Raw genomic sequence first — 20,594 nt, forward strand, 5'->3', positions numbered from 1 at the left:
CCCTTGATCGTCAGGAGAAGACGTCATCCGGCCTTTACGAATGCCGCTTTACGCCACTCGCGGCATAGCCACACAGCGGGCACAGCGAAAAGGCGGGCACGACGTAAGAGTTCACACGGTCACACCACGGGCACAGCGGGTTGGGCGAGCACAACGTAAGAGTTCACACGGCGAACACGGCGGACCACGGCGAACACGGCGGAAAGAGGGGGAGGGAATTCGGAGTTCGGAGTTAAGAGTTCGGAGTTCGGAGTTCGGAGTTCGGAGCGGCAGCATGGGGGGTGGGTGCGAGTGTCAACCTTCGAGTTGCCAGGTCTTCTTAATCTGCGTCAATCTGTGGATGTTTTCTCTGTTCTGCGTTCTCTGCGTGTTCTGCGGATGATTTAATCTTTCCGCCGTGCCCGCCAACCCCGCCGTGCCCGCCGTGTGACCGTTACCCGCCACGGAATTCGTGGCATTTTCTGCCGTGGCATTTCTTTCGGGTTGCCAAGAAGGCGGATGCTGATACTTTTCGAGCTCCTTATGCCTAAGCCCATTGCGAGACGCAAGACGAAGAAAGCGGTGGCGAAGCGCTTCAAGGTGACCGCGACCGGTAAGGTGTTGCGGAGCCGTGCGGGGCGCCGGCACCTGCTCGCCTCAAAAAGCGCCAAGCGCAAGCGGCAGCTTGCGAAAACCACTTTGGTCGATGTGACCGACGAGCGTCGAATTAAAGAGAACCTGCCGTTCCATTAAAGAAAAAGAACGGCTCCGTTTCCCACCTGCCCCGCGGTTGGCGGGGCTGATGAGACGAGTGAGGTCGGGAAACGGTAATGATTAACAACAACTCGTTCACGGAGCTTCGGTCCTAACCGAAGAGAATCAATGCCAAGAGCAACTAACGCTCCCGCAAGTCGCGAACGCCGGAAAAGAATGTTGGAAAAGGCCAAGGGTTACCGCGGCCGGCGATCCAAACTGTTCCGTTACGCCAAAGATGCGGTCATGAAGGCGCAGACCTGGGCTTACCGGGACCGCAAGAATCGGAAACGCGATTTTCGCAGCCTTTGGATTCAACGCATTAACGCTGCCTGCCGTCAAAATGGGCTGACGTACAGCCGATTTGTGGAAGGATTGGCGGCTGCGCAGATCGCGGTTGATCGCAAGATCCTGGCCGAATTGGCCGTACATGATGAAGCTGCGTTCAAGGCGATTCTGGACCAAGCGTCCCAGGCGCTGAAATCCAAGCAGGCAGCCTGAACGCCGGCCTTAGCTTGGTTATTCCTATCCCTCCGCACGGTGTCACCATTGCGGCCGCCGGGCAGGCTTGCCCGGAGCCGCGATGTGCCTTGCCTTTACGCCATGGAAGCTGAACTCCAACAGTTGCGCAAGGCGGCCCTCGTCGAGATTCAAAACGCGAAAACCGCATTGGAGCTCGACCAGTTGCGCGTAAGTCTCCTGGGCCGCGCGGGGGCTCTCACGAAGCTGAGCGAAGGGATGCGCAACGTCCCCAAGGCGGACCGCCCGGTGGTGGGTAAACTCCTCAATGAAGTGCGTCAGGTGATCGCTGCCAGCCTGGAGGAACGGGTTCGCTCTCTGCAGGCTGCGTCAGACCTCAAAGGTTTGGAGGCCCTGGATGAGACCCTGCCCGCGAGGGAAGTGCGTACGGGAGCGCTGCACCCGTTAACGTTGCTCCAGGATCGCGCGGTCCGGATCCTGCGGCGCCTCGGCTTTGCCCTGGCGGACGGGCCGGACATCGAAACGGAATGGTTCTGTTTCGACGCCCTGAACACGCCGGCTAACCATCCGGCGCGGAAGGAGTCCGACACGTTCTACCTTCCCGACGGGCGCCTGTTGCGAACCCATACGTCATCGGTCCAGATCCGGACCATGATCACGGTCGTGCCGCCGGTCCGGGTCATCGGGCCGGGTGCCGCCTATCGGCGCGATGAGATCGACGCGACGCACCTGAGCCAGTTTAATCAACTGGAAGGTTTGTACGTGGATCGCGCCGTCAGCGTGGCCGACCTGAAGGGTACCTTGACGTTCTTCGTTCGGGAACTGCTCGGCGCAAAAGCTGAGACCCGGATCCGGCCCCACTTTTTCCCGTTTACCGAACCGAGTTTCGAAGTCGACGTGCGTCTGCCGAACGTCAACAATGGCCGGTGGATGGAACTGCTGGGTTGCGGCATGGTGGATCCGGCCGTGTTCGATCAGGTCAACGCGCGCCGCGGGGATCGGGCCTATGACCCCGAGGTCTGGTCGGGTTTCGCGTTCGGTATGGGGCTCGACCGCTTGGCGATGGCTTTGTTCGGCTTGCCCGATATTCGTTTGTTGATCGAGAACGACCAACGCTTTCTGGCGCAATTCGCGGAATGAAAATTTCTCTTCGCTGGCTGAAGGAGTTCCTGCCGTTTAACGGCGCGGTGGAAGAATTGAGCGAGGCCATGATCGCCAGCGGCATGGAAGTGGGTGCGATCGAACGGCGCGGGGTGGAGCTCGATCAGGTTGTCGTCGCGCAGATCGACTCGTTTGGCCCGCACCCTAACGCGGACCGTTTGAGCGTCTGTCAGGTGAACGATGGTTCCGGCCGGCCCCGCCAGATCGTCTGCGGCGCCCGGAATTTCAGCACGGGGGACAAGGCGCCCTTGGCCTTGCCGGGCGCCGTCCTGCCGGGTGATTTCAAGATCAAGGTCAGCAAACTACGCGGGGTGGAATCGGAAGGCATGCTCTGCAGCGCCAAGGAGTTGAACCTGGCGGAGGACAGCGCGGGATTATTGATCCTGCCGGCTGACGCGCCCGTGGGGCAACCGCTCAGCCGCGTTTACCCGCCCGACGTGATTTTTGACCTTGAACTCACCCCGGATCGGCCTGACCTGCTTTCCTACGCCGGTATCGCGCGTGAGTTGGCGGCCATCCTTCAGCTGCACGCCGTGCTGCCGGTCTTTAACCGGTCTACGGTCGAGGTGCGCTCCGGCTCGCAGGTCATCGTCAGCGAGCCTGAAGGATGTCCGTACCTTGTGTTTCGCCGTTTTCGCGGCGTGAAGGTGGGCCCGAGTCCGGGTTGGATGAAGGAACGGCTGGAGGCATCCGGCCTGCGTTCGATCAACAACCTGGTGGACATCACCAACTACGTGATGCTCGAGCTCGGCAAGCCGATTCACGCGTATGACGCCGCCAAGGTCCGGGGCGGATTTCGCGTCCGGCGTGCGCATCCGGGCGAAACGTTGCTGGCCCTGGACGGTAAGCGTTACGAACTGAATGAAAGTCACCTGCTGATCGCAGATGAGGAAGGCGCATTAGGGCTGGCCGGCGTCATGGGCGGCGAAGCGTCCGGGGTGCAACCGGCTACTACCGACGTCTGGCTGGAGAGCGCGTACTTTGATCCCGGCTGGATTCGCACCATGAGCCGTGGCCTCGGCCTGATTTCGGACGCGAGCGTCCGGTTTGAGCGTGGGGTGGATCCCGCGTCGGTCGTCTCGGCTGCGCTCCGCGCTTCTGATTTGATCCGGGAGCTGGCGGGTGGACAGCCTGAGGATACCTTGTGGGCAGCCGGGTCGGAGCCGAAGCCGGCCGCGCCGATCACCTTGCGGCCTGAGCGTTGCACGCGCCTGCTGGGCCAGGAAGTTCCGAATTACGGTGAGCTCCTCCCGCGGATCGGCGTCGCGCCGCGGGATGACGGCACCTGGCAACCGCCAAGCTACCGGCCCGACCTGACGCGGGAGGTGGACCTGATCGAGGAGGTCTGCCGGCTGGCAGGGGTCAATCGTATCGAAGGCCGGGTGGTAGGTCACGCTACGCCGAGTTCCGCCGCGGATCATGCGCACGATGACGCCTTGGCGCTCCGGCGTCGCCTGGTCGCCATGGGCCTGTTCGAGGCGCGCAGCCTCACCTTTACCGACGAGGCGGCTCTGACGGAAACGCTGGGTCCCGAAACGAAGGTGTGGCGCCTCAAGAACCCGCTGCTCGAGGAAATGCGGGTGTTGCGGCCGTCGCTGGTACCCGGGTTGATTCGCGCGGCCGGACGCAACTTTCAGCGGGGTGCGGAATCGGTGGCGCTGTTTGAGCTGGGACGCGTTTTCCATAATGATCCGGAGCAGGAGGAGTCGACGTCAGTGGGCGTTCTCATGGCCGGCCAGCGCGATGCCAAGCGTTGGAACCAGGACGCCCGGGAGTTTGACTTTTTCGACCTGAAAAGCGCCGTGAACACCGTGGCAGGCACCCCGGTGACGCTGGAACGCGTGGAACCGAACCAATTGGCCGGCTTACTCTGCCGGGTTCGGGCCCGCAGCGGCGAGCTTCTGGGCTGGTGCGGCCAGGTGCGGCCGTCGGTTGCCGCCGGGCACGATATCAGGAAAAATTTGTTCGTCGCCGAACTGGCATTTCGCGCCGGCCGGCTCGCGAAACCGTTCGTTTTCAGGCCGCTCGATCGCTATCCGGCCATTACGCGTGACATCGCGTTTCTGGCGCCGTTGGGCCTCGAGTACGGCGCCGTGGAGCAAACGTTGGGCGAACAGCCGGAACCCTTGTTGGTTGATGTACAGTTGTTCGACGTTTTTACCGATCCGGCCGGCGGACGGATCCCTGCGAATCAAAAATCCGTCGCGCTAAGTTTGACTTATCGCGCTCCAGACCGGACCTTAACCCAGGAAGAAGTGGCAGAAATTCACCAGCGCGTGAAAACTCGTCTGGCAAACCGTCTCCACGTTGTCTTCCGCGAATAGTTTAGTTCCCTGTTCTTTGCTTTGTTGAATTTGCCCTGCGATGTTCGGGATTACAGGTATACGCCCCAGACCCGATAAATACGAATTCCTAGGAGGCTAGGTCGAGAGCGTTTCAATGACAGGCCTTGATTGGAAGTCAACGGCGCTCCGGCGGTTATCCACCCTTGGCTTAAGGGGAATGGGAGCTTCGCCTAAACGGCATCGCGGGGCAAAACAACAGAAAGCGTGATCGCTTCGATCCCGCACCGCAATCCGTATCAAGCGTAAACCAGGAGGTGAATTTCCTCCGGCAGAATCCCGGAAATGTTGCGGATGATGTTACCGCGCAGCAGGTTTACGAGCGCGCTTCGCTGCGGTGCACCCAGGATGAGGTAAGACGCGCCGACGGTGGCGGCTATTTCGACGATGGTATCCGCAGCGGAATCACTGACGGCGTAACACGGCAACAGCTTTATGCCTTTGGACCGCTCCGAGGCATAATGGAAAATCGCACGAGCCTCCGCGTCCTCAACCCATCGTCGCCGGCGATCCTCCGGCAAGAGCACCGGTTGCTCTCGGACAAAAAGCAGGTAAAGGGGGCGCTTGGTGCTCCGGGCCTCATCCAAGGCGAAGTCGAGGGTACGGCCGATACCGCGTACGGCGCAGATCATGGGCGCACCGAAACTCTCTTCGTCCTCGCCGGTACTCGCGAAGCTGGCGGCCACGGACGGTGCGCCTGATTCGAGCGGCCGGAGCGGTCCGGCGGTTCCGGCCGCGGCGGCTTCTTTCGCCCGGCGCTTTTGGGCGCGTTCGGTTACAAGTCCATGGAGAATAAGACCGACGGAAAGGATCACCGCGCAAAAGACTCGAGCGTTCGGTTTTACGGCAAAGAGCGTGATCTCGATCGCGCTCATGATGATGAAAGTGCTGAACATCAGCACCCGTTCCCATTTCTCCAGGTGCAGGCTACGGTCCGTGGAAGTGGAGCCCAGGTTGGTCGCAATTGCGCCGACTACACCCACCGCATACAAATCGGCCAGGCCTGACACGTCTTTGACGGCAACCACCAGGAGGGCCGGAACGATGGAGGCAAACAGCAGCCCCAGCGTGGGTACACCAAAAGGGTTCAGCCTCTCAAAACTGGCCGGGATTTCGCCGTCCCGGGACATCATGAAGAAGATGGCGATCAAACCGACGATCGCCGTGTTCACGGCGGATACGAGCAGGACGCCGAAGACGATCGAGACGCACCAGGCTGCAACCTGGCCCGCCACGGGACCGAAGGCGCTTCCGGCAAACACTTCCCCCATGTAACGCAGCATGTAGTCGCGAACGCCGGGATGGCCCGGCGCGTCGACTTCCCCGTTGTGAGGGGTTAACCCGGGCAGGGCGTGCATGACCAAACCGAGAAACGCGGTAAAAAAGCAGACCTCGGCCATCACCCAGAGGATAGCCCGGCTCGAGGTTTGGACGACGGACGGGTGCTCATCGGTCGAGCCAGGATCGAGCTTCATTACGCCCGTGGCGTTGGCGACGGCTTCCACCCCGGAGAGGGCCAGCACGATGCTGACGAATCCGGTCCAGTCCTGGACCACGTTGCCCGACATCGGTCGCAGGTCCCTGACGGCCGCTCCCAGGTGCGGGATGGAAAGGAGCCCAAGCAAGATGACGACGACGATCGTCGGCATCGAGACAAGGAACGCGAGCCCTCCCGTGTGTTTGGGTCCGAAGTAATTAAGAAATCCGATAAACAAAATGGCTGCGCCGGCCCAGAGTTCGGCGTGGTCTACCCCGAGGTACTGAAACGCCGAGAGCGCGCTTAGCGAGGCGGTCACGATGTAGTCTGCGATCAGCAGGAAAGCCCCCACGATCGAGATCACCTCCGACCGGTGGCGCACGCTCGCGTAGACGCCTCCGCCGTCCGGGTAATGGCGGCAAATGGCCATGTAGTTGACCCCGACCAGCGCCATGAGCACGCACATGGTCGCGATCAGCCAGAATGAACTGTACCCGGCGACGGCAAAAGCCAGCCCCAACACGTACGCCTTGCTCGTACCCCAGTCGCCGTACAAAATCGCCGCCGCTCGAAGCGCATCGACGTTGCGCGGCCTCTTGGTCTTGCCAACAATCACCATAGCATGCGCTCGACCTGGTAAAGAAAACCCCTGTTCCCTGCGATTCTCATCCGTCAGCTTTACTCACGAGGGACGATTGGCCTCTGAACCTGTCGTCCTGTCTCCTGCGATTGCCCGCATCGCCCCTCCATAAAGAATCGATTCCTGAATGGCGAATATAAAAGTACTTTCACCGAGGAATCGTCAGGAAATTCCTGCCTGACATCGCCGACGTGACCCCGGAGGCTCCTAAGGCGTCACGTCCGTACGCCCATCCCAACAAACACCCGCCCCGCCGGGTTGGATTTGCTGAATGGGCACGGATCATTTATCCCGGCGGCCAATGCAGAGGACGCCCACCGAGTAAATGCAAATGCAGGTGCGGAACCGTTTCACCGGCATGGCGCCCGTTGTTCAGGACGAGGCGGTACCCGGAATCACCGACGCCAAGCTCAGCCGCCAATTTCTGAGCCGTCAACAGCAGCCGGCCCAAAAGCGCCGCATCTTGCGGGGCGGCCTCGCCGATGCGCGCAATCACCCGCTTGGGAACGATCAGAAGGTGCACCGGCGCCTGGGGGTTGATGTCCCGGAACGCAAAGACTTCATCATCTTCGTACACGATTTCAGCAGGCAGTTCGCGGGCGGCAATGCGTTCAAACAGCGTCATCGAATGGTGAGCAGGAGGTTGGACTTGATCTTCGCAGACTCAAGCTCAGCCCGCACGAAAGCAACGATTTCGTTGCGCAATCGCGAGCATTCGTGACTCCACGTTTTGACGGATTGCAGGTGCCGGACACAAGGCCGCAAGCCATGAATGTGCAAATTGGAAGCGTGGTTGCTGAGGGCCGGCCTGATTCGTTGCTGTAAGAGCTGGAAAAAGGCCAGTTCATACCCGGGGCCCGCCTCCAATGCCAGGTCGGCCAGGCTCAGCTCAAAAGGCGGGTTTAGGGTTTCGAAGTTTGCTGCGATCTCAGAATAACCAATCGCTTGCAAGGCCGACCGGACGGATTCGCTGATCTCGTCGATCGTGATTACCGGGCGATCGCACCCCGACGCCAAGTACCAGAGCACGCTTTCAGCCACGTGCTCGGCAAGCCACCAACTGACGAAACCGGCTCGATCAGCGGCCCGCCTGATGGACAAGCCGAGCCATTCCCGGCTTAAGGACGCTAACTCATTATTGGCAAGCCGGACCAGCGGTAAGTAATTCCGGAACGCAATCACGTGGTGAAAAGTTCAGGTTGCTGCGCGCTTCGTTTGGTTTTCTTCCCCAGCGATTCAATCTCATGAATAAATTCGCCGAGATCCTGAAATTGGCGGTACACAGACGCGTACCGGATGTAACCGATCTCGTCCAAGGAGTGGAGGCGTTCCATGACCCGGATGCCAATGACGCTGCTGGGAACCTCATGATCGTAAGCCTGCTCGAGTTCCTGGTAGATTTCATCGACGGCTTTCTCCAGCACCTCGTAGCTCACCGGTCGCTTCTCGCACGCCTTCATCAGGCCGCCAAGCAGCTTCTGACGGTCAAATGGTTCGTGACGGCCGTCCCGCTTCAGAACCCGCAGGTCTCGCCGCTCGACTTCCTCGTAAGTGGTAAAGCGATGCTGGCATTTCAGACACTCCCGGCGCCGGCGAATGGCGGCCCCCGCTTTGGCCGACCGCGAGTCGATGACCTTATCTTCCAAGTTACCGCACTTAGGGCACCGCATGGATCACGGATGCTAAGCCAGCATCCACAATATATAGTGGTCTCTCCGGGCAGAAATACAAGAGCCGATTAAAAGGCATCCACAGATTACACAGGTTAAGGGCACACGGCGACCACGGCGGGAAGATTAAATCATCCGCAGAACACGCAGACGAACGCAGAAAAACAGCCGCGGATCATCATGCCGCGTTACCCTTTACTCGTTCAGCAGCCCGTATTTCTCAATATGCCGCACCACGATATTGAGACCATCACCGGTCTTCAGGTTGCACATGACGAACGGCCGGCTGCCGCGCATCTTTGCGGCGTCGCTCGCCATCACTTCCAGGGAAGCGCCGACGTGGGGCGCCAGATCGATTTTGTTAATGACCAGCAGGTCCGAGCGCGTGATGCCGGGCCCGCCTTTTCGGGGGATCTTTTCGCCGCCGGCGACGTCAATGACGTAAATCGTCAGATCTGCCAGTTCGGGGCTGAAGGTGGCGGCGAGGTTATCGCCGCCTGATTCGATGAAAATTATGTCCGCTTCAGGAAACTGCCCCAGCAGGCGATCGACCGCTTCGAGGTTGATGGATGCGTCCTCGCGAATGGCGGTATGGGGGCAGCCGCCCGTTTCGACTCCAAGGATGCGTTCCGGCGGCAACGCGCCGGCGACGGTCAGCAATCGCTGGTCCTCCTTGGTGTAGATGTCATTGGTGATTACCAGCAGGTCGTAACGGTCGCGGAGCGCCTTGCAAAGCACTTCTACGAGGGTGGTCTTACCGGTCCCGACCGGTCCTCCGATCCCCACCCGCAGCGGCGGTTTTGTTTTCATTCGCATACTCTGAAATGCCACAAATGGAGAAGAGTGTCGGGTGTCGGGTGTCGGGTGTCGGGTGTCGGGTGTCGGGTGTCGGGTGTCGGCCACGAGCTTGGGGGAGAGTCGCCGAGGTCAACTCTGTAACTCTTCTTCCCGCCGTGGCTCGCCGTGGCTCGCCGTGGTCGCGGTGTGAACTCAGTCGTTGTGCCCGCCAAACCCGCTGTGCCCGCCGTGTGCCCTTAATCTGTGGAATCTGTGGAATCTGTGTAATCTGTGGATGCTTTCTCTTTTCTGCGTCCTTCTGCGGATGATTCCTGTCTTTCCGCCGTGGTCGCCGTGTTCCGCTGTGGCGCCGTGTGATCAAGAACGGAAGATCCGCGAATACTGGAGGGCATGGCGCGAGGAAAGGATACCGAGTTGGGGTGCAAAGGAAACCACTTCATCATCACTCAATCCGGCTGCGGCGTTGATCGCCGCCACGATCTCCGGCCGCAGGCTGAACAGGATTCTTTGACCGGCGCTCTGGCCAAGGGGGACGGACTTGATTGCCGCCATGACCTGGTTCTCGGTCCAGCAGAAGCAAAACGCGGTGGCCGCAGCTTCATAGCTCGTACCGATGGCAACCGCGGCGAAGGCGTAAGCGCAGGGAAATCCGGCCGGTCGGAGCGCCCGCAAAGCGGTCCGGTGTTCGGGAGCGCCCCAGGCCAGGTGGTCAATCAATTGGACCAGCGACCATCCCATTTGCTCGGTCTCACTGCGCAGTTCAGCGCTTTCGCGGCTGGCCAGGTGCCATGCATTCCAGTCGGCGACCATCTGCAAATCGCCGGCGCACCAGGCCGCATGGAACCGTCGCAGCAAAGGGAGTTCGGCGCGGCCGACCACGTCGCGCAAGCCGTCCCGGATCCAATCCCGGGCGGACGCCGCGTCCGTCACCAGCCCATGTTCTACCGCCGCTTCCAGGCCGGAGGAGTAACTGAAGGCGCCGACCGGCAATGCCGGCGATGCCAGCTGGAGCAGGGCGGCAAGTTCAGGGATTGCGAGGCTGAGGGTGGGCGAGGGGGTTGGGGGATGATTCATCCGGAGGATGGACGTGGGCGTGCGCAGGCGCATGGGTATGCGTGTGCGTGTGCGTGTGCGTATGCAGGTGGGAGGACGCCGACGCCTGGGCGTGCTCCTCGTAAAGGCGCTGGGCCAGGGCGTAATCCTCGGCGAACGTTTCTTCACCCCCGTGCCGGTGACCGCCGCCGTATGCGCCCGTTTCAGGCTCAAACGGTTCATTTCGTTCTTCGACGCGCGTTCCCAACCGGATCAGCATCTCCCGCAGCACCGGGTCCGCCTCAAGGCGGAGATAGCCGGTGCCGATCTCGACCGGCGTGTGCCGATTTCCCAAGTGGTAGGCTGCCCTGGTGAGCGTCAGGTGGTCCGGGGCGGTTACCACCAGAACCGCTTGCGGCGCGGCTTCCACCCGGATGAGACCGCCGTCTTCGGTCTGCAGCCAGGCGCCTGGAGAGAGGACCGTACCGCGCGGCAGCACGATGGCGAGTTCCGTGCCATCCTCGAGGGTAACGAGTTGGCGCGGTTTCCGGCGCTCCGCGCACGCGAGTCGTACCACGCCCGCCGGGACGGCGCCGGGCGGCGCCGCAGTCAGTAAGGTGTGGGCTTGGAGCATCTCGGTTCAACCTCGGTTCAAAACAGGAAGTAGCGTTGCGCCAAAGGCAGGATCGCCGCCGGTTCGCAGCTCAAGAGCTGGCCATCAGCCTCCACCCGGTACGTTTCCGGATCGACACTGATTTTTGGCGTGTACGCGTTATGCACCAGGTCGGCCTTCCGCAGTTGCCGGACGTTGCGAACGGCACTCAGCCGGCGCTGCAGACGGAACCGGCCGGCGATGTCCTGATCGGCGGCCGCCCGGGATACGAACGTCAGGCAGGTTTCGCTCCGGGCGCGCCCGTAGGAGCCGAACATTTCGCGGTAATGAACGGGTTGCGGCGTCGGGATGGAGGCGTTCGGATCCCCCATCTGGGCGTTGGCGATCATGCCGCCTTTAATCACCAGCGCAGGCTTAACCCCGAAGAACGCGGGCTGCCATAACACCAGGTCCGCCCACTTGCCAACCTCGATGGAACCGACTTCGTGGGCGATGCCGTGGGTAAGCGCGGGATTGATCGTGTACTTGGCGAGGTAACGTTTTACCCGCCGGTTGTCGTTACGGGACGGATCGCCTTCGAGGCTGCCGCGTTGCGCCTTCATCTTGTGAGCCGTTTGCCACGTGCGAATGATGACTTCACCCACGCGTCCCATGGCTTGCGAATCACTCGACATCATCGAAATGGCGCCGAGGTCGTGAAGGATGTCCTCAGCCGCAATCGTTTCGCGACGGATCCGGGACTCGGCGAACGCGACGTCTTCGGCGATGGCCGGGTCCAGGTGGTGGCAGACCATCAGCATGTCCAGGTGTTCGTCCAGCGTGTTGACCGTGAACGGCCGGGTCGGGTTGGTTGAGGAGGGCAGAACGTTCGGTTCACCGCACACTTTGATGATGTCCGGCGCGTGCCCGCCGCCGGCGCCCTCGGTGTGAAAAGAATGGATCGTCCGGCCTTTGAACGCCGCGATCGTCGTTTCGACAAACCCTGATTCATTGAGCGTGTCGGTGTGAATCGCGACCTGGGTATCGGTTTCATCGGCTACGGTCAGGCAGCAATCGATGGCGGCCGGCGTTGTACCCCAATCTTCGTGGAGTTTCAGCCCGATCGCGCCGGCGTCGATCTGTTCCCGCAACGCTTCCGGACGGCTGGCGTTCCCTTTGCCGAGAAACCCGAGGTTGATCGGAAAACCTTCCGCCGCCTGCAGCATCCGCTCGAGGTACCACGGTCCGGGCGTGCAGGTGGTGGCAAACGTGCCGGTGGCAGGTCCGGTGCCGCCACCGATCATGGTGGTGATGCCGGACGTGAGCGCTTCTTCTATCTGCTGCGGACAAATAAAATGAATGTGCGAATCGATGCCCCCCGCGGTGACGATCATGTGCTCGCCCGCGATAACTTCCGTGCCCGGCCCGATGACGAGCGTGACCCCCGGCTGGATGTCGGGATTACCCGCCTTGCCGATCCCGGCGATGCGCCCGTCCTTGATCCCGAGGTCGGCCTTCACAATCCCCCAGTGATCCAGCACGACGACGTTGGTAATCACTGTATCGACCGCCTCCCGGCCTGGCCGCTGCGACTGGCCCATGCCGTCCCGGATTACCTTGCCGCCACCGAACTTCACTTCCTCGCCGTAAATGGTGTGATCGTGTTCGATTTCGATCAAGAGATCGGTGTCGGCCAGACGGACCCGGTCCCCGGTCGTGGGACCGAACATCTCGGCGTAAGCGTGGCGTGAAATTTTCATGGACGGCTAAGCTCCCCTTCCGGCGGTGTCCAGGTCTCCCATGACTTTGGCGTTGAACCCGTAGACCTTCCGGTCACCCGCGAGACCGACGAGTTCGACCGTGCGCTCCTGTCCCGGCTCAAACCGGACGGCTGTGCCGGCAGCGATGTTGAGCCGGAACCCGCGCGCGCGTTCCCGGTCGAAGTGCAAAGCCTCGTTTACCTCATAAAAATGAAAATGGGAACCGACCTGGATGGGCCGGTCGCCGGTGTTGCTGACCGTGAGAACAACCGTCTCACGGCCCGCATTCAGTTCGATGTCGCCGTTTTCGGCAAGGATTTCACCCGGGATCATGCGTCTGCCAGCGGTTTAAGGGATGGGATGATGGACGGTGACGAGTTTCGTGCCGTCCGGAAAGGTGGCTTCAATCTGGATATCCGGGATCAGTTCCGGGACCCCGTCCATGACCTGGTCGCGCCGGAGCAACGTGGTGCCGTAGTGCATCAATTCGGCGACGGATTTACCGTCCCGGGCGGCTTCGAGCAGGGCGGCGCTCAGGTAAGCGATCGTTTCGGGGTGGTTCAGCTGAAGGCCGCGCCCCAGCCGGCGTTCGGCCAGGAGCCCGGCCGTGAAGAGCAGGAGTTTATCCTTTTCGCGCGGGGTAAGATTCATGGGTAGGAGGTAAGGAGGTAAAGGGCGGCGGCAGGTCAGGTTGCCCAGAGGCGCAACGGTTTGGCCGGCAGGTTATGCACCAGGGGGCGCAGCCGGGTCCACCAATCGATCATGGCCGTGCGCAGAATTTCCATGCTGTCCGCCAGGGCGCGGATGAGCAGGAAATTGCCGGGAAAGTGGGTTACGCCTGCACGGAGGGTGCCGGTGAACGGCAGTTGGGGCGCCAGCATTTCGGCGCACCGGGGACCGCAGGCGGGACCGCTGGCCCACAGCGTGCCGAGCACGCGCCTGCCCGCCAGGCCCTGGCGCGAGCGCAACTGCGGGTTGTCGCCGGTGAGCACGGCGCGTTCCGTCCAGAGCAGACGGCCGCCGGGCCGGGTCAGGGTTGTCTCAAAACGCAGGTGCCCTTCGTCCCACGTTTCGCCCGAAGCGATGCGGCCGAGCATCGCAAGATCCCAACCCAGGACGGTCGCGGTTTCGGGCAGTTCCACCGTGAGCCGGTTAACCGCACGGGCACGGCGAAAAAAGAGACTTTCCTGGGGTAACCATTCGAGACGCGCACCGTCCTGCAGGCGCATCCAAACCGTTTGCAAGGCCGGCGCAGAGGCGGCCTTGTACCATTTGGTTGCGGCCGGCGTGCTGATGACGGCATGAGCGTTCCGGCCGATCCGGGCCTCAACCTGCAACTGGTCGCCCTCTGCGAGCCCGCCGGGCGGATGCACGACGATCACGTGGCACACCTCAGGCCCCTCCGGGTAGAGCGCTTTCTGGACGCAAAGCGGGCCATCGTGCTGCCGTTCGACCAGCACCGTGCGATCGCCCCGTCGTTCCAGCCCAAGCGTTAACCGGGCTTTCCACGGCCCGAGACCCGGTGCAGTCATGGTTTGCGCCAAGCCAAGCCGGTTTGCCGCCCAACGTCGAGGATAAATGTTCCCGCCACCCTACACCGAGATCATCGCGCGCACGCCATCGGTTTCCAGGTTGGTCCCGAGCCCGCCGGCGACGACCTCGCCGCGGTCCATCACCAGGTAATGGTCGGCAATCCCGCGGGCAAACTCGAAATACTGTTCGACCAGCAGGACCGTGAGCCCGAGTTCCTCAACCAACCGGCGCAAGGTGCGGCCGATCTCCTGGATGATGGACGGCTGGATGCCTTCGGTCGGTTCATCAAGCACCAAAAGTTGCGGGTCGCTCATCAGGGCGCGGCCGATGGCCAGTTGCTGCTGCTGCCCTCCGGAAAGGTTGCCGCCCAGTCGCGAGCGCATCTGGTTAAGCACCGGAAAAAGTTCATAGATCATCGAGGGTATCTCCCTCCGTCCGGGACGGGCCGCCGCCCCGACCAGGAGATTTTCCTCGACCGTCAGGCGAGGAAAGATGTCCCGTCCCTGCGGCACGTAGGCGAAACCGGCGGCGACGCGTTTGTGCGGGGGAAGACCGGTTATCTCCTTCCCGTGCCACCGGATCACGCCGGACCGGATCGGCAACACGCCCATAAGGCAGCGCAGAAGGGTGGTTTTACCGACGCCGTTGCGGCCCAGCAGCACCGTAAGTTCGCGCGCGGGCACCGTAAAATGCAAGTGCCGGAGCGTGTGGCTGCCGCCATAGTACTGGTTAAGTTTGTCAATTTCCAACATACGCCCGATCTAACGGCCGAGGTAGGATTCGATGACCGTGGCGTTGCGTTTGACTTCGTCCAGGGTGCCTTCGGCCAGGACCGAACCCTCGGCCAGGACCGTTACTTTGCCCTGGGCACCGCTGAGGGCGGCGACGAACTCCATGTCATGTTCAACGACGACCTGTGAACAGCTGCCTTGAAGGGAGAGCAAAAGCTCGGCCAGTTCCATCGTATCCTGGTCGCTTAACCCGGCGGCCGGTTCGTCCAGGAGCAGCAGTTGCGGGCGTTGCATGAGCAGCATGCCGATTTCGAGGCGCTGCTTCTGGCCATGCGAGATCGACCCTGCAAGCCGGTCCCGTTCCTTGGCAAGCTTCAGACGCTCCAGCATGTCCTCCACGTGGTCATGCTGGCTCGCCGGCGCAACCAGGTCTTCCTGCCAGCGTCGCCGGGTCTGGCGGGCCAGTTCCAGATTTTGCCAGACCGTGTGATTTTCAAAAACGGACGGCTTCTGAAACTTGCGCCCGATTCCCGCCTGGGCAATCCGCGGCGGAGACCACCGGCGCAGGTCGATGTCGGTTCCGAGCCGGACGGTGCCGGTCGCCGGTTTGGTCTTTCCGGTCACAACGTCCATCATCGTCGTCTTGCCGGCGCCGTTCGGCCCGATGATGCAACGGAGTTCGTTCTCAACGATCTGCAGGCTGAGATTGTTAAGGGCGCGCACGCCGTCAAACACCACCGTAACGTCTCGCAGCGTAAGGATCGGTTTCTGACCGAGGCTGTCCGGATTGGCCGGGCCGCCCGGGAAATCCGGTGCGGGCGCTGTCCGGGCCGCGAGGGCTTCTGCGAAAGAGGTATTCATGAGTTTACAGGCTAGGTGAAAAGCTCAGTTTGGTTTGACCTCCCGGCCCGCGATGCTCGCTCGTCCCCGCCGGGGATTCAGCAGGTTTACCAGCAGGCCCGCAATGCCGCACGGTAGAAAAACCGGCACGATCACAAAGATCGCGCCCAGAAAAAACAGCCACGAACTCGAGAACGAAGCCGTCAGGTAACTCTTGGCGGCATTGACGAAAAACGCGCCGATCACCGGCCCGATCAATGTGCCCCGTCCGCCGACGGCAACCCAGATCGCCATTTCGATGGAGTTGCCCGGCGACATCTCACTCGGGTTGATAATTCCGACCTGGGGTACGTACAATGCGCCCGCGATCCCGCAAAGGACGGCCGAGAACGTCCAGATAAAAAGTTTATATCCGAGCGGGTTGTACCCGAGAAAGGTCAGGCGCGATTCGCCGTCGCGAATCGCCGTCAGCACCTGGCCGAGGCGCGATTTCACGATGAAACGGCAGATGAGCAAACTTAACAGCAACGTGGTCAGCGTCACCAGAAACAAGGCGGTCCGGGTGCCCGGAGCGGTGATCTGGAACCCGAGGATGCGTTTGAAGTCGGTGAACCCGTTATTGCCGCCGAACCCGGTCTCATTGCGATAGAACAACAGCATGGCCGCAAAGGTCAGGGCCTGCGTCATGATCGAGAGGTAGACGCCACGTACGCGGGACCGGAACGCGAAAAATCCGAAAACCCATGCCAGTAACCCGGGCAGCGCGACGACCAGGAGCAGGGCGTAAACAAAATGCTCCGTGCCGTGCCAGAACCAGGGCAGGGCCTTCCAATCGAGGAACACCATGAAATCGGGCAGGGGACTATGGTAGACGCCGTCCAACCCGATTGACCGCATCAGGTACATGCCCATCGCGTAGCCGCCGAGGGCGAAAAACAACCCGTGCCCGAGGCTCAGGATGCCGGTGTACCCCCACACCAGGTCGAGGGCCAGGGCGACGATCGCATAACACATGATCTTGCCGATCAAGGTCATGAGATAGGTCGAAAGGTGCAGCGGATGATTGGCCGGAAGGCCCAGCGTGCAGATCAGCACCAGCGCGTACAAAGCCGCGATGCCGGCAATCCAGAACAGCCGCGCGTGATGGCCCGCTGACGCACGGGCTGCGACGGCGGTTTTTGCGAGTGGTTCGACCGCTTCCATTTCTACTACGCCTCCACGCTTCGGCCTTTAAGGGCGAAAAGCCCCTGCGGCCTCTTTTGAATGAAGAGGATGATGAAGATCAGCACGCAGATCTTGGCCAGGACCGCACCGCAGAACGGCTCCAGCGTCTTGTTGATGAGCCCGAGCCCCATCGAGCCGAAGATGGTGCCGCTGAGCTGGCCCACCCCTCCCAGCACGACGGCCATGAACGAATCGATGATGTAGGTCTGCCCGAGGTCAGGACCGACGTTGCCGATCTGCGACAACGCGCAGCCGCCCAGCCCGGCAACGCCCGCTCCAAAGGCGAAAGCGTAGGCGTCAACCTTCCACGTCACGATGCCCGAACAGGCGGCCATGCGCCGGTTCTGGGTGACCGCCCGGATGTAGAGCCCTAAGCGGGTCCGGTTCAAAATAAGCCACGTGATGCCTACCACCGCAAAGGCGAACCCGAGGATGACGATGCGATTGAAAGGCAGGATCAAGTTCGGCAGCATGGCCCACCCGCCGCGCATCCAGGAAGGATTTTCCACCTGGACGTTTTGCGCGCCGAAAATCGCCCGCGCGCCCTGCATCATCATGAGGCTGACTCCAAAGGTCGCCAGCAGGGTTTCCAGCGGCCGGCCGTAGAGCCACCGGATCAGCGTGCGTTCGAGAATCAGGCCCACAATGGCGGTGAGGATAAATGCCGCCGGCGCAGCCAGGAGAGGGTAGAGGTCAAACGCGCCCGGCCAGTACGTCCGGAAGGCATTTTGCACCACGTAGGTGGTGTAGGCGCCGATTAACAAAAACTCGCCGTGCGCCATGTTGATGACGCCGATGAGCCCGTAGGTAATGGCGAGACCCAGGGCAGCCAGCAAGAGCACGCTGCCCAGGCTGAGGCCGGCAAAGGTGGTGCCGGCAAAATCGACCTTGAACTGCTCAAAATCGAGTTTGCGCAACGCTTCCTGGGCCGCCGCCCTGACCGTGGAATCCTTTTCCGCGTCAGGCGCGTTGCCGGACGGGTCGGGATTGGCCAGCGGCTGCAGGAGCGACCGCAGCTGCAGGTCACCCCGCTGCCCGATTAACCGGGCCGCCTGGGCCCGGCTTTGCGGGTCCGGGGCGTGCAGGGCCGTCAACGCCCAGAGCTGATCCAGGCGCGCTTTCAAACGCGGGTCGGTTTCCTGGCGGCGTGCGGTCTCGACTGACTCCCGCAGGTTAGGGTCGGGCTGGGCCATCAACGCGCTGATGGCGCGCGATCGAACCGCCGGGTCGGACGCCCGCAGCTGCATTCCGGCCAGCGCGTTTGCCGCTCGGGTCCGCAACACATTACCCAGCGTGATCTGGCTCAGGTCATCCGCGTTGGCCGCCACGACTCCGCCGTCCAGGGGGTTGCGGTAGCGGTCCCCCTCCTGGATCAGCAACGTTTCATCCGCCCGGGCGTACAACGTGTCGCTCTGCACCGCTGCAAGAATTTGCTGGGCGGCTTCACTCCCGTCAGCCGCGAGTTGATTAATGACCTGCACCTTGGCGTCGAAATCGTCTTCGGCCAGAGGCTTCAACTGCTCAACGGAGAGCGCATAGGCGGCCCCCGAGCCGCCTAATGCGATCGTGATACAACAGCAAACTAACGGGATGAGTGATTTCACGCCGGGTAATTCGAAAGCGACGAGAATCGGGTTGGGAGCCGCCCGGCGCTCAGCGGGCGGCAGTCAGAGTCAGGGCTTCTTCTTCGGAAACCGGGGAGAGAATCCGGTCCAGCAGGGTAGCTGCCACCTTGTCCGGCTTGCCATCGTTCCCCGGGATGAACGGGCTCCAGGGCTGGGCTCGAACGGGGGCCTTCGTTTTCCAAACCACGTTGAACTGGCCGTCCGGGCGGATCTCTCCGATCATGACCGGCTTATGCAGATGATGATTGGCGTCCATCTCGAGCACAAACCCGCAAGGCGCCTTGAATTGCTGGCCGATCATTGCCGCGCGCACCTGGTCAACCTCGGTTGAACCGGCCTTCTCGACCGCTTGCTTCCACATGTGGAGGCCGACGTAGGTTGCTTCCATCGGATCGTTGGTGACCCGCTTGTCGCCCCCCGGAAGATTGCGGGCCTGCACGTAGGAGAACCATTCCTTCTTAAAGGCGTCGTTCGCCGGGTTCTTCAACGACATGAAGTAGTTCCAGGCCGCCAGGTGGCCGGCCAACGGTTTGGCGTCGATTCCGCGCAGTTCTTCCTCACCCACCGAAAATGCCACCACCGGGACGTCGGTCGCCTTCAAGCCTTGGTTGCCGAGTTCCTTGTAGAACGGCACGTTGGAGTCCCCGTTGATGGTAGAAATGACGGCGGTCTTCCCTGCCTGGGAAAACTTTTTGATGTCGGCGACGATCGTCTGGTAGTCCCCGTGGCCGAACGGCGTGTAGACTTCAGCGATGTCTTTGTCCTGCACGCCTTTCGAATGGAGGAAGGCGCGCAGGATCTTGTTGGTGGTTCGAGGGTAGACGTAATCGGTGCCGAGCAGGAAGAACCGCTTCGCGTTGCCGCCCTCACTGCCCATGAGGTACTCGACCGCCGGGATGGCCTGCTGGTTCGGGGCCGCTCCCGTGTAAAACACATTACGCGACATTTCTTCGCCTTCGTACTGCACGGGATAGAACAGCAGGCCGTTGAGTTCCTCAAAAACGGGCAACACCGATTTCCGCGAAACAGAGGTCCAGCATCCGAAAACCGCGGCGACCTTTTCGTTCGTGAGGAGTTGACGAGCCTTCTCCGCGAAGAGCGGCCAGTTGGACGCCGGGTCAACCACCACCGGCTCGATCTTGCGGCCCATAACGCCGCCCTGGCTGTTGATCTCGTCAATGGTCATCAGCGCAACATCTTTGAGTGACGTTTCGGAGATGGCCATCGTGCCGGACAGAGAATGCAGGATACCGACTTTGATCGGGGCCTGCGTCTGGCCGGCTACCGAGCCGGCGCAAAGGGTGAGGGCAAACAGGGCGGCGGATACGCCGCCCCTGCCAGACAAACGAAAAATACGCTGCATGAAGATGAAGAGATGGTCTTGGTTCGAGATTGCTTGTGCCGTCGCCTGCGCCGGCCGTGGAGGGAGGTCGGGCGAACGGATGCCCGGCGTTCCCTTGCGGGTGCGCGAACAGACGATGGGTTCGGCAGTCAGGTAATCCGCAGAGCAAGGGACGTGCCAGGGGTAGAGTTCGGTCACACGGCGGGTTAGGCGGGCACCACGACAGAGTTCACACGGCGAACGCGGCGAGCCACGGCGACCACGGCGGGAAGAGGGGGAAAGAGTTCGGAGTTCGGAGTTCGGGGTTCGGGGTTCGGGGTGGCATCCTGGGGGGTGGGTGCGAGTGTCAACTTTAGAGTTGGCGCCGGGTCCTCCTGATCTGTGTCAATCTGTGTAATCTGTGGATGTTTTCTCTTTTCTGCGTCCTTCTGCGTGTTCTGCGGAGGATCTTTTCGGTGTCCTCTGTGGATCCGCCGCGGCGCCGTGTGATTGTCTGCGCTGTGGAGAAGTGCACGTTCACTGGCCAGTTTTCGCCAGCGTCGTTCAGGGGTGCTTAATCTTCGCCACTACGACGGTTGCCGGCTTGCCCGGGAGAAAGTTGATCTGCGGCCTGAG

Annotated in this window: 20 protein-coding genes; 4 read left to right on the forward strand and 16 right to left on the reverse strand. The window is 61.6% G+C overall.

Annotation, left to right across the window (positions count from 1 at the left end; translation table 11 throughout):
- The first annotated feature begins 522 nt into the window (after positions 1–522).
- The 4 genes from rpmI to JO015_03970 all read left to right on the forward strand — a co-directional run bounded on the left by rpmI (position 523) and on the right by JO015_03970 (position 4,697).
- Positions 523–732, forward strand: a complete 210-nt coding sequence (gene rpmI, locus JO015_03955) for a 50S ribosomal protein L35 (protein MBV9998249.1) — start codon at positions 523–525, stop codon at positions 730–732.
- Positions 733–861: 129 nt separating this feature from the next.
- Positions 862–1,233 (forward strand): 50S ribosomal protein L20, encoded by a 372-nt coding sequence (gene rplT, locus JO015_03960; protein MBV9998250.1) that lies wholly within the window; start codon positions 862–864, stop codon positions 1,231–1,233.
- A 102-nt stretch (positions 1,234–1,335) separates the two neighbouring features.
- Complete coding sequence (pheS, locus tag JO015_03965; GenBank protein ID MBV9998251.1) at positions 1,336–2,352, forward strand: phenylalanine--tRNA ligase subunit alpha; 1,017 nt, start codon at positions 1,336–1,338, stop codon at positions 2,350–2,352.
- Positions 2,349–4,697 (forward strand): phenylalanine--tRNA ligase subunit beta, encoded by a 2,349-nt coding sequence (locus JO015_03970; GenBank protein MBV9998252.1) that lies wholly within the window; start codon positions 2,349–2,351, stop codon positions 4,695–4,697. The genes pheS and JO015_03970 overlap by 4 nt, the downstream gene beginning before the upstream one ends.
- 257 nt (positions 4,698–4,954) lie before the next feature.
- Here the strand turns inward: JO015_03970 and JO015_03975 are convergent, their stop codons facing one another.
- From JO015_03975 to urtA, 16 genes are all read right to left on the reverse strand, one after another.
- The gene (locus JO015_03975; GenBank protein ID MBV9998253.1) at positions 4,955–6,808 is read right to left on the reverse strand and encodes a universal stress protein; all 1,854 of its coding nucleotides are present in this window, start codon (positions 6,806–6,808) and stop codon (positions 4,955–4,957) included.
- Between the two features lie 310 nt (positions 6,809–7,118).
- Positions 7,119–7,457 (reverse strand): histidine triad nucleotide-binding protein, encoded by a 339-nt coding sequence (locus JO015_03980; GenBank protein MBV9998254.1) that lies wholly within the window; start codon positions 7,455–7,457, stop codon positions 7,119–7,121.
- Positions 7,454–8,014 (reverse strand): hypothetical protein, encoded by a 561-nt coding sequence (locus JO015_03985; protein ID MBV9998255.1) that lies wholly within the window; start codon positions 8,012–8,014, stop codon positions 7,454–7,456. The genes JO015_03980 and JO015_03985 overlap by 4 nt, the downstream gene beginning before the upstream one ends.
- Positions 8,011–8,502 (reverse strand): transcriptional repressor NrdR, encoded by a 492-nt coding sequence (gene nrdR / locus JO015_03990; protein ID MBV9998256.1) that lies wholly within the window; start codon positions 8,500–8,502, stop codon positions 8,011–8,013. Before nrdR ends, JO015_03985 begins: the two co-directional genes overlap by 4 nt.
- Before the next feature lie 195 nt (positions 8,503–8,697).
- Positions 8,698–9,318 (reverse strand): urease accessory protein UreG, encoded by a 621-nt coding sequence (gene ureG, locus JO015_03995; protein MBV9998257.1) that lies wholly within the window; start codon positions 9,316–9,318, stop codon positions 8,698–8,700.
- Between the two features lie 339 nt (positions 9,319–9,657).
- Positions 9,658–10,374, reverse strand: coding sequence for an urease accessory protein UreF (locus JO015_04000; GenBank protein ID MBV9998258.1), 717 nt, complete (start codon positions 10,372–10,374; stop codon positions 9,658–9,660).
- Positions 10,325–10,966 (reverse strand): urease accessory protein UreE, encoded by a 642-nt coding sequence (ureE, locus tag JO015_04005; GenBank protein ID MBV9998259.1) that lies wholly within the window; start codon positions 10,964–10,966, stop codon positions 10,325–10,327. The genes JO015_04000 and ureE overlap by 50 nt, the downstream gene beginning before the upstream one ends.
- 17 nt (positions 10,967–10,983) lie before the next feature.
- The gene (gene ureC, locus JO015_04010; GenBank protein MBV9998260.1) at positions 10,984–12,684 is read right to left on the reverse strand and encodes an urease subunit alpha; all 1,701 of its coding nucleotides are present in this window, start codon (positions 12,682–12,684) and stop codon (positions 10,984–10,986) included.
- Between the two features lie 6 nt (positions 12,685–12,690).
- Positions 12,691–13,017 (reverse strand): urease subunit beta, encoded by a 327-nt coding sequence (locus JO015_04015; protein MBV9998261.1) that lies wholly within the window; start codon positions 13,015–13,017, stop codon positions 12,691–12,693.
- Positions 13,018–13,032: 15 nt separating this feature from the next.
- Positions 13,033–13,335, reverse strand: a complete 303-nt coding sequence (locus JO015_04020; protein ID MBV9998262.1) for an urease subunit gamma — start codon at positions 13,333–13,335, stop codon at positions 13,033–13,035.
- Between the two features lie 35 nt (positions 13,336–13,370).
- The gene (locus JO015_04025) at positions 13,371–14,216 is read right to left on the reverse strand and encodes an urease accessory protein UreD (GenBank protein MBV9998263.1); all 846 of its coding nucleotides are present in this window, start codon (positions 14,214–14,216) and stop codon (positions 13,371–13,373) included.
- A 60-nt stretch (positions 14,217–14,276) separates the two neighbouring features.
- On the reverse strand, positions 14,277–14,969 hold the full coding sequence (gene urtE / locus JO015_04030; GenBank protein ID MBV9998264.1) for an urea ABC transporter ATP-binding subunit UrtE: 693 nt from the start codon (positions 14,967–14,969) through the stop codon (positions 14,277–14,279).
- A 9-nt stretch (positions 14,970–14,978) separates the two neighbouring features.
- Positions 14,979–15,809 (reverse strand): urea ABC transporter ATP-binding protein UrtD, encoded by an 831-nt coding sequence (urtD, locus tag JO015_04035; GenBank protein ID MBV9998265.1) that lies wholly within the window; start codon positions 15,807–15,809, stop codon positions 14,979–14,981.
- A 24-nt stretch (positions 15,810–15,833) separates the two neighbouring features.
- Positions 15,834–16,991, reverse strand: coding sequence for an urea ABC transporter permease subunit UrtC (gene urtC, locus JO015_04040; GenBank protein ID MBV9998266.1), 1,158 nt, complete (start codon positions 16,989–16,991; stop codon positions 15,834–15,836).
- A 5-nt stretch (positions 16,992–16,996) separates the two neighbouring features.
- A complete protein-coding gene (gene urtB, locus JO015_04045) occupies positions 16,997–18,643 on the reverse strand; it encodes an urea ABC transporter permease subunit UrtB (GenBank protein ID MBV9998267.1) in 1,647 nt (548 codons plus the stop codon).
- A 22-nt stretch (positions 18,644–18,665) separates the two neighbouring features.
- The gene (urtA, locus tag JO015_04050; GenBank protein MBV9998268.1) at positions 18,666–20,000 is read right to left on the reverse strand and encodes an urea ABC transporter substrate-binding protein; all 1,335 of its coding nucleotides are present in this window, start codon (positions 19,998–20,000) and stop codon (positions 18,666–18,668) included.
- Positions 20,001–20,594: the final 594 nt, after the last annotated feature.

It is taken from the genome of Verrucomicrobiota bacterium, assembly GCA_019247695.1.
Classification (GTDB): domain Bacteria; phylum Verrucomicrobiota; class Verrucomicrobiia; order Chthoniobacterales; family JAFAMB01; genus JAFBAP01.